This window comes from Amycolatopsis sp. MEPSY49 (assembly GCF_051337345.1).
In the GTDB taxonomy this organism is placed as follows: Bacteria; Actinomycetota; Actinomycetes; order Mycobacteriales; family Pseudonocardiaceae; genus Amycolatopsis.
This window is the reverse complement of the sequence record NZ_JBDLYJ010000013.1, coordinates 194,837-207,125: the sequence shown is the minus strand read 5'-3', so window position 1 is coordinate 207,125 and position 12,289 is coordinate 194,837. Positions and strand designations below refer to the sequence as shown.

Below are 12,289 nucleotides of genomic sequence, written 5' to 3'. Positions count from 1 at the left end.
AATTCCGGACGGGCACCGACATTTTTCGGGGGTCCGGGTGGCGGAGCCCCCGGCCGGGGCGGAGCCCCGAACAAGCACCGACGGTTTCCGGTCGTGCCCGGTCCGTGTGCCGCGCGGGGCACGATGCGGGGGCGGGGCCTACCCTGGACCAATGCACCCGCAGCCGCTCGTGCCGGAGCCGCCCGAGGACCCCGCCGGTCCGTCGGGCGTCGCGTCGCGCCCGGAGCAGGCTCCGGAGCAGGTCGAGGAGGGGGCCGAGCGGCCGGAACCGGCCACCTGGCCGGCGCTCCCGGAGCCGGTCCGCGACCGGATCGCCGAGCTCTCGGCCGCCGCCGTCGCCAAGCTGCCCGCCACGGACGTGCCCCGCCAGCTACGGCCGGTCGCCAAGTTCGCGCCCGCCAAGCGGGCCAAGCTGGGCGGTGCCGCGCTGCTCACCGCGCTCGGCGAGTCGGCCCAGTTCCGCACCGCCGTCATCGAGTGGCTGCGCGAGCACCGCACCGACGCGCTCGACCCGAACGCGGCCGACTCGGTCGCCGCCGCGGCCGCCGCCGTCCTGCTCGGGGAGTCCGGCGCGGCCGGGCGGGTCCGGCTCGTCGCCAAGAACGCCGAGGAAAACGCCCTGCGCGCCGAACGCGACGCCGCGCTGGCTCGCAACCAGCGTCTCGAAGCCGAACTCGCGCAGCTGCGCGTCGAGCTCGCCGAGGCCAAGAAAGCCGCGGAGAACGCGCGAGGCGAGCGCGAGGGCGAAGTCGAGAAGCTCTTGAAGCGCCTTCGCGAGCAAGGCGTCCAGCTTCGCCAGGCCAAGGACGCGGCCGAAGCGGCTTCGGCGGACGCCGAACGCGGGGCCGGCGCCCGCGCGGAAGAAATCGCCACCCTCAACGCCCAGCTCGAGCGCGAACGCCAGCGCGTCGCCAACGAACGCGCCCGTGCCGAGCGCGCGGCCGCGGACGCCGACATCGCCCGCCAGTCCGCCCGCGAGGCCCGCGAAGCCGACGAAGTGCGGCTCGCGCTGCTCATCGACACGATCGACGGCGCGGTCACGGGGTTGCGCCGAGAGCTCTCCCTCGGCTCGCGCGGCGCCCGGCCCGCCGACATGGTCCGTGGCGCCAGCACCGGCACCGGGCAGGGCGGCAAGATCGCCGACGTGTCCACGTTGGACCGCTACCTGGCGCTGCCGAACGTGCACCTGATCGTCGACGGCTACAACGTCACGAAGACCGGCTACCCCGAGCTGGCGCTGGCCGACCAGCGCGACCGGCTGATCCACCAGCTGTCCGCGCTGGCGGCGCGCACGTCGGCCGAGGTGACGGTGGTGTTCGACGGCGCGGGCGTGCTGTCGGTCCCGGCGTCGGTGCCGCGCGGGGTCCGGGTGCTGTTCTCCGACCGCGGGGTCCTGGCCGACGACGTGATCCGCAACATCGTGGCGGCCGAGCCCGCCGGCCGGCCGATGGTGGTGGCGACGTCCGACCGGGCGGTCGCCGACTCCGTGCGCGGCGGCGGAGCCCACCCGACGCCGTCCGCGGTGCTGGTCAGCCGCCTTTCCCGGGTCTGACCTGCGTCTTTCGGGAGCCGCGGCACGACAGCGACCGAAACTGTCGGTGGTACCGCCTACCGTCCTCCTCAAGTCAGTTCCGATGTGAGGAGGACACCATGCACGACACCCCCGAGCTGTCCGAAGTGGACGTCTCGCACATTTCGGTTTCCGACATCGAGAACGTCGTGGTCGACTGCGACCGCTGCGTCGTGCGCGGGATCTCCTGCCACGACTGCGTCGTGAGCGTGCTGCTCGGCGCGCCGCCCGCGGTCGTCTGGGACGCCGACGAGCGGCGGGCCGTGGACGCGCTGGCCGACGCCGGGATGGTGCCGCGGCTGCGGCTCGTCGAAGAACGGCGGACCGCCTGACGCGCCCGTTTCGTGTCGGCGCGCCGAGTGGTCGATCGGGTCCGATGAACGGTCGGTGACCGAAAAGGCCTCCGGAGAAACCCCAGCGTGTAACGCCCATCACATGTTTTCTCCCGCCCAGGTCCGATCGGGTTTAGCGGCGCTACGGAGAGTTTTTGCCGGAGAGGTGGTGGACGCGCACGCGGTCTTTTCGTAACCTGTCCGAGATCTCGTGGCCCCTGGCCGTCGATAAGGGCGGCGACGCGGGATCGCCGCCGGACGCAGCTTTGTCGGGAAGCTGGGAACCGGAACCACCACCGCGCTGCAGCTGTTGCGGAAGAAGACGGCTCGCGCGCGGTGAATGGGACAGCGGCGAAGAGGAACCCCCGACCTCTTCGCGCCCCGGTCCCCACGGCGGCCGAGACGCAAAGGAGACCCGCGCGACCGTGCAGTCGCATCCAGTTAGGCGCGTGGTTTCAGGTGCCCTCGCGGCGGCTTCGGTGATCACCCTCGTCACCATCGCCCAGCCGACGGCCACCGCCGCCCCAGTCCCCGTCCTCCAGGCCCCGCCCACCGGTTCGGACGCCCTGGCCAAGTACCGCGATCTCGCGGCGCAGGCCGAAAAGCTCAACGAAGACCTGCTCAAGGCCCAGGACGACCTGAAGGCCAAGCAGGGCGAGCTCGACAAGGCGACCGGCGACGTCAACGCGGCGAAGGACCAGGCCGCCGTCGCGGCCGAGAACCAGAAGAAGTACCAGACCGAGGTCGACAAGTTCGCCGGCGCGTCGTTCACCAGCGGCGTCCAGCTGAACAAGCTGTCCGCGCTGCTGGCCGGTACGTCCACTCAGGACTTCCTGGACCGCTCCTCCGCCCTCGAGGTCATCGCGACCGAGAAGAACGGCGCGATGGGCAACCTCACCGGTGCCGTCCAGCAGGCCACCGACGCCACGAACAAGGCTTCCGACGCCGCGAAGCGCGCGCAGGACGCCCGTGACGCCGCGGCCAAGCTGACCGACGACATCAAGGCCAAGCAGAAGACGCTGAACGACCAGATCGAGCAGCTCAAGGCGGCCAACAAGAGCCTGAGCGCGCTCGACAGGGCGTCCCAGAAGGACACCGGCGGTTCGCCGACCGGGCTCAAGGCCCCCACCGCGGCCGCCCAGACCGCGCTGGACGCGGCGCTGAGCAAGCTCGGCAAGCCGTACGGCTGGGGCGACACCGGCCCGAACTCGTTCGACTGCTCGGGCCTGATGCTGTGGGCCTACAAGCAGGCCGGCATCACCCTGCCGCGGTCGAGCCGCGAGCAGTCCACCTTCGGCGCCGCGGTGCCGCGGGACCAGCTCCAGCCGGGCGACCTCGTGTTCTACTACTCGCCCGTTTCGCACGTCGGCATGTACATCGGCGACGGCAAGATGGTCCACGCGCCCGACACGGGTGACGTCGTGAAGATCTCGCCGCTGCAGAGCCAGTACTCGGGCGCCCGGCGCCCGACGTCCTGACCCCAGCAGTACGAAGGGGCGGTACCGCACACGCGGTGCCGCCCCTTCGTTGTCGGTGGCGGCCGCTAGCCTCAGGGGCGTGCTCAAGACCCTGCTCGTGACCAACGACTTCCCGCCGCGGCCCGGGGGGATCCAGAACTACCTGAACTCCCTCGCCACCCGGCTGCCGGCGGACGACCTGGTCGTCTACGCGCCGTCGTGGGAGTCGCGGACGGGGTCGCACGAGGAGTTCGACGCCGAGGCGCCGTTCGAGGTCGTCCGGCACCCGACGTCGCTGATGCTGCCGACGCCGGACGTCCTTCGCCGGGCGAAGCAGATCATGCGCGCGAGGGACTGCGAAGCGGTCTGGTTCGGCGCGGCCGCGCCGCTCGCGCTGCTGGGGCACTCCCTGCGCCAGGCCGGTGCGCGGCGGATCGTGGCGTCCACGCACGGCCACGAGGTCGGCTGGTCCATGCTCCCCGGGAGCAGGCAGGCGTTGCGGCGCATCGGCGACACCGTGGACGTCGTCACCTACGTCAGCCGCTACACGCGCGGCCGGTTCGCCGCCGCGTTCGGCCCGATGGCCGGGCTGGAGCTGCTGCCGTCCGGAGTGGACACCGAGCTGTACAAACCGGATCCGGGCGGGCGCGCGGAAATCCGGGCGCGGCACGGCCTTTCCGACCGCCCGACCGTCGTGTGCGTGTCGCGGCTCGTCCCGCGCAAGGGCCAGGACCAGCTGATCCGCGCGCTGCCGAGGATCCGCGAGCGCGTCGGAGACGCGGCCCTGCTGATCGTCGGCGGCGGCCCGTACCGCAAGACGCTGACCGGGCTGGTCACCGAGCTGGGCCTGGAGCGCGACGTCGTGCTCACCGGGTCCGTGCCGTGGGCGGAGCTGCCGGCGCACTACGCCGCGGGCGACGTCTTCGCCATGCCGGCCCGCACCCGCGGCAAGGGCCTCGACGTCGAAGGGCTCGGCATCGTCTACCTGGAGGGTTCCGCGACCGGCCTGCCGGTCGTGGCGGGCAACTCCGGCGGCGCGCCCGAAGCGGTGCTCGACGAGGTCACCGGGCACGTCGTCGAAGGCCGCGACACCGAACAGCTCGCCGAGACCGTCGCCAGCCTGCTGGCCGATCCGGTGCGTGCGCGGCGGATGGGCGAGGCCGGGCGGGCCTGGGTGACGGAGAACTGGCGCTGGGACACCATGGCCGGGCGGCTGGCCGGCCTGCTGGACGGCGACCCGGTGGCCGTCGTCCGCTAAGGCGTGTAGAGCGCCGGGTGCCGCGGGTCGTCGACGCGCACGACGACGTCGGCCAGCGCGCTCGGGTCCACCTCTTCCTCGTACCGCTCGTACGTGGGCACCGCCCAGGCGTCCGGCACGCGGCGGCGCAGGGCCGCGGGGGAGAGCCACAGGTGCACGGCCAGGTCGAAGGCCAGGCCGGCGCCCAGCAGCAGTTCGCCGTCCACGAGCACGACCCCGCCTTCGGGCACCGGCACGCGCTCGGCGCGGGTCGCGCGGTCGCGCTCGGCGTCCCACAGCGACGGCAGGACCTCGCCCGACCCGTCTTCGCCGAGGGGGTCGAGGACTTCCCGGCGCAGCGCTCCCACGTCGAGCCAGTCGGTGTAGCGGGCGTCGGGGTCGGTGCGGCCGTGCTCGAAGCGCAGGGACGCGGGCCGCAGGAAGTCGCGCGCGGACACGCGCAGGGCCGCCCGGCCGCGCAGGCGCAGCGGGTCGACCAGGGCGTCGGCGAGTTCGGTGGTTTCGGTCGCGCCCGCCGCGCCGTCGACGGCGACCGCGATCCGCCGCCGCCCGGTGAGCGCGTCGATGCGGTCGGTCAGCTCTGCGGCCAGGACGGCGGGGGAAATGGGGCGGTAGCGCACGGTTGACGATCCTGCACCCGGACCGGGGACGGGTTTTGTCGTACCCCGGTGGGAGGATGACCGCATGACTTCTTCAGTGGGGAAGACGGCCGATGTGGGGTGGAACATCGGGGTTTCGCGGACCTTGCCGTACGCGGCCGGGACGGTGTGGGACTTCCTGGTCAGCCGGGAGGGCGTCGAGATCTGGCTGGGGCCGGGCGTCGAGCTGCCGCGGGAGCCGGGGGCGGAGTACGAGACGGCGAACGGCACGGTCGGCGAGATCCGCAGCTTCGTCGAGGGCGACCGGGTGCGGCTGACCTGGCGGCCGAGCGACTGGGACCACGACTCGACGGTCCAGGTGCGGCTGAGCGGTTCGGGCGCCAAGTCCACGCTGCGGTTCCACCAGGAATGGCTTTCGGGCGCGGAGGAACGCGAAGAACAGCGGGCATACTGGCAGGACGTGACCGAGCGCGTCGTGGCGGCACTCGCCGAGCGCTGAGGCGGACTCATGGGGGCGGAATGACGACCGTGGAAGTGGCCGAGGACTTCGCGCAGGACGCGCACCTGTTCGCGGAGCTGCTCCGCGCGGGCGGCCCGGTGCGCCGGGTGCGGATGCCGCGCGGCCTGGACTGCTACATCGTCACGGACTTCGCGCAGGCGCGGGCCCTGCTGGCGGATTCGCGGCTGCGCAAGGACAACCGGCGCGCGTACGAGCTGTTCGAGGCGAAGCTCCCGGCCGGGGCGACCAACCAGGGCGGCTTCGGCGAGGCGCTCGGGCGGCACATGCTCAACACCGACCCGCCGGACCACTCGCGGCTGCGCAAGCTGGTGAACAAGGCGTTCACCGGCCGCACGGTCGCCCGGCTGCGGCCGCGGATCGAGGAGATCACCGGAGAGCTGCTCGACGCGCTGGCCGGGCAGGAGCGGGTGGACCTGCTGCCGTCGTTCGCCGCGCCGCTGCCGATCACGGTGATCTGCGAGCTGCTGGGCGTCGCCCCGGAAGACCGCAACGAGTTCTCCGCCTGGTCGAAGACGCTGCTGAGCCCGTCGACGCCGGAGGACGCGCAGCACGCGGCGCAGAGCATGCTCGCCTACCTCACCGGCCTGGTCGAGCAGAAGCGCGCCGCGCCGGCCGAGGACCTGCTGTCGGACCTGGTGCACGCGAGCGACGACGGCGACTCGCTGTCCGGCGACGAGCTCATCGCGATGGCGTTCCTGCTGCTGGTCGCCGGGCACGAGACCACGGTCAACCTGATCGCCAACAGCGTCCTGGCGCTGCTGCGCGCGCCGGAGCAGCTGGCGCTGCTGCGGGCCGACCCGTCGCTGATGCCGGGCGCGGTCGAGGAGTTCCTCCGCTTCGACGGCCCGATCCACCTGGCCACGCTGCGGTTCACCGCCGAGCCGGTCGAAGCGGGCGGAGTGACCATCCCGGAGGGCGAGTTCGTGCTGATCTCGCTGCTGGGCGCGAACCGCGACGGCGAACGGTTCCCGGAGCCGGATCGGCTCGACGTCACGCGGGCCGCGGGCGGGCACCTGGCGTTCGGGCACGGCATCCACTACTGCGTCGGCGCGCCGCTGGCCCGGTTGGAGGCCGAGATCGCGCTGGCCGGCCTGCTGGCGCGGTTCCCGGACCTCGCGCTGGACGCGAAACCGGGCGACCTGGTCTACCGGTACAGCTCGCTGGTGCACGGGCTGGAGGCCCTGCCCGTCCGGTTGTGACGTGCACCACTTGAGGTCGTCTGAGTGGGCCCTTCGCGCGTGAAAGCGCCGAAGCCCGCGCGGGAGGTGCGGGCCGAAGGTGAAGGGGAGTCACCTTGAAGGCCAGAACTTTCGTGATGGTGCTCGCCGTGCTCGTGGCGGTCACGGGCTGGGCGGTTCCGGCCGCCGCGGCCGGGTACGACCTGCGCGGTACGGCGGTGGTCGAGGGCGGGCCGTACCTGCCCGGTGACCGGGTGACCGTGAAGTACACGGTCACCAACGCCGGCGACACCGGTGTGTACTACGCCCGCGGCTACTCGGCCGTGCTGGGCGGCACGGTGTTCGGCGTTGAGGAGGGCTGGGGCGATCTGGGGCCCGACGGGCTCGGCGCGAACTTCGCGCCCGGGGAATCGCGGGTCTACCTGCTCGAAGGCCACCTCGGCGGCGTGGCGGACGGCGATTCCGCCCTGCGCCTGGCAGTGCGGTCCGGGGACGGCCCGCTCCTCGCGGTGGCCGACGTGGCCGTGCCCGTGGCGCGCCCCGAGGGCCGCACCACGATCGGAGGCCAGGTCTTCGCCGACGCCGACCAGGATGGCGTCCCCGGCCCCGCGGAGGGGCTCGGCGGGGTCCGCGTCCAGCTGTACGGCTACAACGTGGACGAGACCCGGACGACCGGCGCCGACGGCCGCTTCTCCTTCCCGGACCTCGCGCCCGGTGAGTACGGCGTGTACGCCACGGACGCCCCCGGAGGGTGGCTGCCGCCCGGCGGTGTGCGCACGGTCCGCGTCGACGGCACGGTGCCCGTCCTCGACGTACCGCTGCGGGCGCTGCGCCCGCTGGCCGAGACGCTGCGCGCGAAGATCGCGCTGGACAAGGAGACCTACCGCGCCGGCGATCCGGCGGTGCTGACCGTGAAGCTGGCCAACACCGGCGCCCGGGTCATCTCCGGCCTCTACGGCGCGTGCGACCGCGTCGGCTACGGCCGTGACCTCGACATCACCGCGGCCGGGTGGGGCGAACTGGACCACTTCGGTGCCGGAGCCACGATCCGGCCGGGGGAGACCCGCGTGTTCCGGGTGCCCGGCACGGTTCGCGACGTCTCGGGGAGCTGGGGGTTCCTTGAGCAGTACTGCGACTTCGGCAACGACGAGGAGTACGTCACCGGGGCGCCCCGGGGCCGGGACACCGCGAAGGTGACCGGGCGGACCGGCACGAGCACGGGCCGGATCGTCACCGAAGCCGGCGACGGCCTGGCCGGGCAGCCGGTCGTGGCCACCGACATCGACACGCACCAGGTGCTCACCGCGACCACCGGCCCGGACGGCGGCCTCACCTTCACCGGTCCGGCCGGCCGTTACGAGCTGTCGGTGCGCGGCCCGTGGCGGCTCGACGGGCCCGATCCGGTCTACGTCGTGGCCGCGCCCCTGAGCGGGAACGGCTGGGTGTTCACGAGGCGAGCGAACCAAGGGAGCTAGTGTCGGCGGATGGACTCCGCCGACCTGCTCGCCCTCGACGCCCAGCACGTGTGGCACCCCTACGCGCCGATGCCGGCGAAGGTGCCCTCGCTGCTGGTCGCCGAGGCGAGCGGCGTCCGGCTGAAGCTCGCCGACGGCCGGGAGCTCGTCGACGGGATGTCGTCGTGGTGGTCGGCCATCCACGGCTACCGGCACCCGGTGCTCGACGCCGCGCTCGCCGCCCAGGCCGGCCGGATGAGCCACGTCATGTTCGGCGGCCTGACGCACGAGCCCGCGATCACCCTCGCGAAGACGCTCGTCGACCTCACGCCCGACGGGCTCGAGCACGTCTTCCTCTGCGACTCCGGCTCGGTGTCGGTCGAGGTGGCCGCGAAGATGTGCCTGCAGTACCAGCGTTCGCGCGGGCTGCCGGAGAAGCGGAAGCTGCTGACCTGGCGCGGCGGCTACCATGGCGACACCTTCACACCGATGAGCGTGTGCGACCCCGACGGCGGCATGCACTCGCTGTGGCGCGGTGTCCTGCCCGAGCAGGTCTTCGTGCCCGCCCCGCCGTCCGGGTTCGACGCGCCGCCGGACGAGTCCTATGTGGACACCCTCGCCGACGCGATCGGCGCGCACGCCGGGGAACTGGCCGCCGTCATCGTCGAACCGGTCGTGCAGGGCGCGGGCGGGATGCGGTTCCACAGCCCCGCCTACCTGCGCGCGCTGCGGGAACTGACCGAAGCGCACGACGTCCTGCTGATCTTCGACGAGATCGCGACCGGCTTCGGCCGCACCGGCGCGCTCTTCGCCGCCGAGCACGCGGGCGTGACGCCGGACGTGCTCTGTGTCGGCAAGGCGCTGACCGGCGGCTACCTGAGCATGGCGGCGACGCTGTGCACGCCGGAGGTCACGGCCGGCATTTCCCGTGGCGCGCTGCCGGTCCTCGCGCACGGGCCGACGTTCATGGGCAACCCCCTGGCCTCGGCGGTCGCGAACGCGTCGCTCGGCCTGCTCTCCGGCGGCGCGTGGCGCGACGACGTCAACCGGCTCGAGAAGGGCCTGCTCGACGGTCTCGCGCCGGCGCGCGACCTCGGCTCGGTGGTGGACGTCCGGGTGCTGGGCGGGATCGGCGTGCTGCGGCTCGACCACCCCGTCGACATGGCCGTGGCCACGGAGGTCGTCACCGGGCACGGCGCCTGGCTGCGGCCGTTCCGGGACCTCGTCTACGCGATGCCGCCGTACGTTTCGACTGACGACGACCTCGCCGTGATCACCCGCGCGATGCTCGCGGTCGCGGAAAAGGCGTGAATTCAGCACATCGGGTGTGACCACGGGCACAGCCAGACCCGAAGGTCCCTCATCGTCGCGCTGCGTGCCGGAGCAAGATCCACACCACGCGATCGGCGGAGGTTGCCGCGGTGGTTTTCGCCTGAAAGGTCCGCCGAACCGAACCGATCCGTACCGGCGCAAACGCGAGAAATGCTTGCGTAGCGGACTTTTCGCGCGGTTTCGGCGATCCTGCCCCCATGATCGAGATCGTTCGCGGAGAACACGACACCGGCCCCCCGAAGACCCCGCGGTTCCCGGAGAACCTCAAACACGATGTCCTCGCTTCGATAGTCGTCTTCCTCGTCGCCGTCCCCCTGTCCCTCGGCGTGGCCTTCGCCGCCGGGGCGCCGTTGCTCTCGGGCCTGATCTCCGCCGTCGTCGGCGGGCTGGTCGCGAGCCTCTTCGGCGGATCGCCGCTGCAGGTCAGCGGCCCGTCCGCCGCCCTCACCGTGGTGCTGGCCGACACGATCGCCACCCACGGCTGGCCCGTCACCTGCGCGATCACCGTCGCCGCGGGCCTGCTCCAGATCCTCTTCGGCCTGACGCGCCTGGCCCGTGCCGCGCTCGCCGTGTCGCCGGCCATCGTGCACGGGCTGCTCGCCGGCATCGGCGTCACGCTCGTGCTCGGCCAGCTGCACGTCGTGCTGGGCGGCACGGCGCAGGGTTCCGCGCCGGCCAACATCCTCGCGTTGCCCGGGCAGATCGCCGCGCACCACGACCAGGCCGTGCTGATCGGCGTGGTCACCCTCGCGGTGCTGCTGGCCTGGCCACGGCTGCCCCAGGCCGTCCGCCGGGTGCCCGCCCCGCTGGCGGCGGTCGCGCTGGCCACCGGGCTGTCCGTCGTGGCCGGCCTGACCCTGCCGCGCGTCGACCTCCCGGCCGGGCTGCCCGCGCTGAACATCGTGCCGCGGCTGCCCGACGGTGGCTGGGGCGGCTTCGCGGTCGCCGCCGTCACCATCGCGCTGATCGCCGGCCTGGAGAGCCTGCTGTCCGCGGTGTCGGTGGACAAGCTGCGTGGCGGCCCGCGCACCGACCTCGACCGCGAGCTCGTCGGGCAGGGCGCGGCGAACGTCGCCGCCGGCGCGCTCGGCGGGTTCCCGGTCACCGGCGTCATCGTGCGCAGCATGACCAACTACGAGGCCGGGGCGCGCACCCGGGCGTCGGCGATCCTGCACTGCTGCTGGATCCTCGCCGCCTGCCTGCTGCTGACCGGCGTGCTGCGGCTGATCCCGCTGGCCGCGCTCGCCGCGCTGCTGGTGTACGTCGGGACGAAGCTGGTGAACCTCAACGGGCTCAAGGAAGTCCGGCGCCACGGCGACCTGCCGGTGTACGCCGTCACGCTGGCCGGCGCGGTCGCCGTCAACCTGCTCACCGGCGTCGCGGCGGGGATCCTCCTGGCGCTCGCGATGATGCTGCGGCGGATGATCTTCTCCGGGATCCACGTCGAGAAGGACGGCGACCGCCACCGCGTCGTCATCGAAGGCGCGCTGACGTTCCTGTCCGTGCCGCGGCTGACCCGGGTGCTCGCCGAAGTGCCGCCGCACGCCGAAGTCACCCTCGAACTGCTCGTCGACTACCTCGACCACGCCGCGTTCGACTGCCTGCGCGGCTGGCAGCAGGCGCACGCCGGGCCGGTGACGGTCGACGAGATCGGGCACCCGTGGTTCGAACGCGGCACGTCGGGCGCGCCGACCGTGCGCCGCAGCGTCGCCGCGCGGGTCGTGCCGCGGTGGCTCGCGCCGTGGTCGCAGTGGCAGGCCGAGCACGTCGTGCTGCCGGCCCAGCGCACGGCCAGTTCGCTGTTGTGCCGCGGTGCTTCGGAGTTCCAGCGCCGGACCGCGCCACTGCTGCGCGAGACGTGGAGCGGGCTGGCGCACGGCCAGCAGCCGCACACGCTGTTCATCACCTGCGGCGACGCGCGGATCGTGCCGAACCTCATCACCACGAGCGGGCCGGGCGACCTGTTCACGGTGCGGAACATCGGCAACCTCGTGCCGCCGGTCGACGGCGACGACTCGTCGGTCGGCGCGGCGATCGAGTACGCCGTGGGGGTGCTCGGCGTCGCGGAGATCGTGGTGTGCGGGCATTCCGGGTGCGGGGCGATGAAGGCGTTGCTCGGCCAGGCGCCGGACGGCCTGGTGCAGCTCGGCAGCTGGCTGCGGCACGGCGAGGCGACGCTGCGGCGCCGGAGTCGTGAGGCGCCGCTGCTGCTCGGCGGCGAGCGTCCGGCCGCGGAGGCCGACCAGCTGGCGCTGCAGAACGTGGTGCAGCAGCTGGAAACCCTGCGCGGCTACCCGGTGGTCGCCGCGGCGCTGGCGCGCGGCGGGCTCCGGCTGACGGGCATGTACTTCGACGTCGGCGCCGCGCAAGTGTCCCTTTTGGACGATGCGGCGCGCGGGTTCGTCCCGGCGGGCGCCCTGGAGCACTGACCAAAGCGCCCCAATGTGGCCTTGGTTGCGTCTGACGCACCCAAGGCGGCCTTCGGTGCGTCTGACGCACCGAAGGCCACATTGGGGCGCTTGTGCCGGTGAGCGGAAACCCTTGTGTAGTACGGGATTCAACTGTCGCACGACAGAAATGATCTTGTGA

Annotated in this window: 10 protein-coding genes; 9 read left to right on the top strand and 1 reads right to left on the bottom strand. The window is 72.9% G+C overall.

Going from position 1 to position 12,289, the window contains the following annotated elements; all coding sequences use genetic code 11:
* Window positions 1–151 precede the first annotated feature (151 nt).
* From ABFJ78_RS40665 to ABFJ78_RS40650, 4 genes are all read left to right on the top strand, one after another.
* On the top strand, window positions 152–1,552 hold the full coding sequence (locus ABFJ78_RS40665) for an NYN domain-containing protein (protein WP_436392813.1): 1,401 nt from the start codon (window positions 152–154) through the stop codon (window positions 1,550–1,552).
* A 98-nt stretch (window positions 1,553–1,650) separates the two neighbouring features.
* The gene (locus tag ABFJ78_RS40660) at window positions 1,651–1,902 is read left to right on the top strand and encodes a hypothetical protein (protein WP_372668933.1); all 252 of its coding nucleotides are present in this window, start codon (window positions 1,651–1,653) and stop codon (window positions 1,900–1,902) included.
* 425 nt (window positions 1,903–2,327) lie between these two features.
* Window positions 2,328–3,380, top strand: a complete 1,053-nt coding sequence (locus tag ABFJ78_RS40655) for a C40 family peptidase (RefSeq protein ID WP_436392812.1) — start codon at window positions 2,328–2,330, stop codon at window positions 3,378–3,380.
* Window positions 3,381–3,459: 79 nt separating this feature from the next.
* Window positions 3,460–4,617 (top strand): glycosyltransferase family 4 protein, encoded by a 1,158-nt coding sequence (locus tag ABFJ78_RS40650; RefSeq protein WP_436392811.1) that lies wholly within the window; start codon window positions 3,460–3,462, stop codon window positions 4,615–4,617.
* Here the strand turns inward: ABFJ78_RS40650 and ABFJ78_RS40645 are convergent.
* On the bottom strand, window positions 4,614–5,237 hold the full coding sequence (locus tag ABFJ78_RS40645; protein ID WP_436392810.1) for a uridine kinase: 624 nt from the start codon (window positions 5,235–5,237) through the stop codon (window positions 4,614–4,616). The genes ABFJ78_RS40650 and ABFJ78_RS40645 overlap by 4 nt on opposite strands.
* A 64-nt stretch (window positions 5,238–5,301) precedes the next feature.
* Between ABFJ78_RS40645 and ABFJ78_RS40640 the strand changes: the two genes are divergently transcribed.
* The 5 genes from ABFJ78_RS40640 (at window position 5,302) to ABFJ78_RS40620 (ending at window position 12,129) form a co-directional block, all read left to right on the top strand.
* Window positions 5,302–5,715, top strand: coding sequence for an SRPBCC family protein (locus tag ABFJ78_RS40640; protein WP_436392809.1), 414 nt, complete (start codon window positions 5,302–5,304; stop codon window positions 5,713–5,715).
* Between the two features lie 20 nt (window positions 5,716–5,735).
* Window positions 5,736–6,935, top strand: coding sequence for a cytochrome P450 family protein (locus ABFJ78_RS40635; RefSeq protein ID WP_436392808.1), 1,200 nt, complete (start codon window positions 5,736–5,738; stop codon window positions 6,933–6,935).
* A gap of 95 nt (window positions 6,936–7,030) precedes the next feature.
* Entirely contained in the window at window positions 7,031–8,389 is a 1,359-nt protein-coding gene (locus ABFJ78_RS40630) for an SdrD B-like domain-containing protein (RefSeq protein ID WP_436392807.1), read from the top strand.
* Between the two features lie 9 nt (window positions 8,390–8,398).
* Window positions 8,399–9,679: an adenosylmethionine--8-amino-7-oxononanoate transaminase gene (locus ABFJ78_RS40625; RefSeq protein ID WP_436392806.1), complete on the top strand. Its 1,281-nt coding sequence runs from the start codon at window positions 8,399–8,401 to the stop codon at window positions 9,677–9,679.
* Between the two features lie 218 nt (window positions 9,680–9,897).
* Entirely contained in the window at window positions 9,898–12,129 is a 2,232-nt protein-coding gene (locus tag ABFJ78_RS40620; protein WP_436392805.1) for a bifunctional SulP family inorganic anion transporter/carbonic anhydrase, read from the top strand.
* The last annotated feature ends 160 nt before the right edge of the window (window positions 12,130–12,289 follow it).

Excerpts from the sequence above, each read along its gene's own strand:
- ABFJ78_RS40665 (WP_436392813.1), top strand. The coding sequence starts at position 152 with ATGCACCCGCAGCCGCTCGTGCCGGAGCCGCCCGAGGACCCCGCCGGT.
- ABFJ78_RS40660 (WP_372668933.1), top strand. The coding sequence starts at position 1,651 with ATGCACGACACCCCCGAGCTGTCCGAAGTGGACGTCTCGCACATTTCG.
- ABFJ78_RS40640 (WP_436392809.1), top strand. The coding sequence starts at position 5,302 with ATGACTTCTTCAGTGGGGAAGACGGCCGATGTGGGGTGGAACATCGGG.
- ABFJ78_RS40635 (WP_436392808.1), top strand. The coding sequence starts at position 5,736 with ATGACGACCGTGGAAGTGGCCGAGGACTTCGCGCAGGACGCGCACCTG.
- ABFJ78_RS40625 (WP_436392806.1), top strand. The coding sequence starts at position 8,399 with ATGGACTCCGCCGACCTGCTCGCCCTCGACGCCCAGCACGTGTGGCAC.
- ABFJ78_RS40620 (WP_436392805.1), top strand. The coding sequence starts at position 9,898 with ATGATCGAGATCGTTCGCGGAGAACACGACACCGGCCCCCCGAAGACC.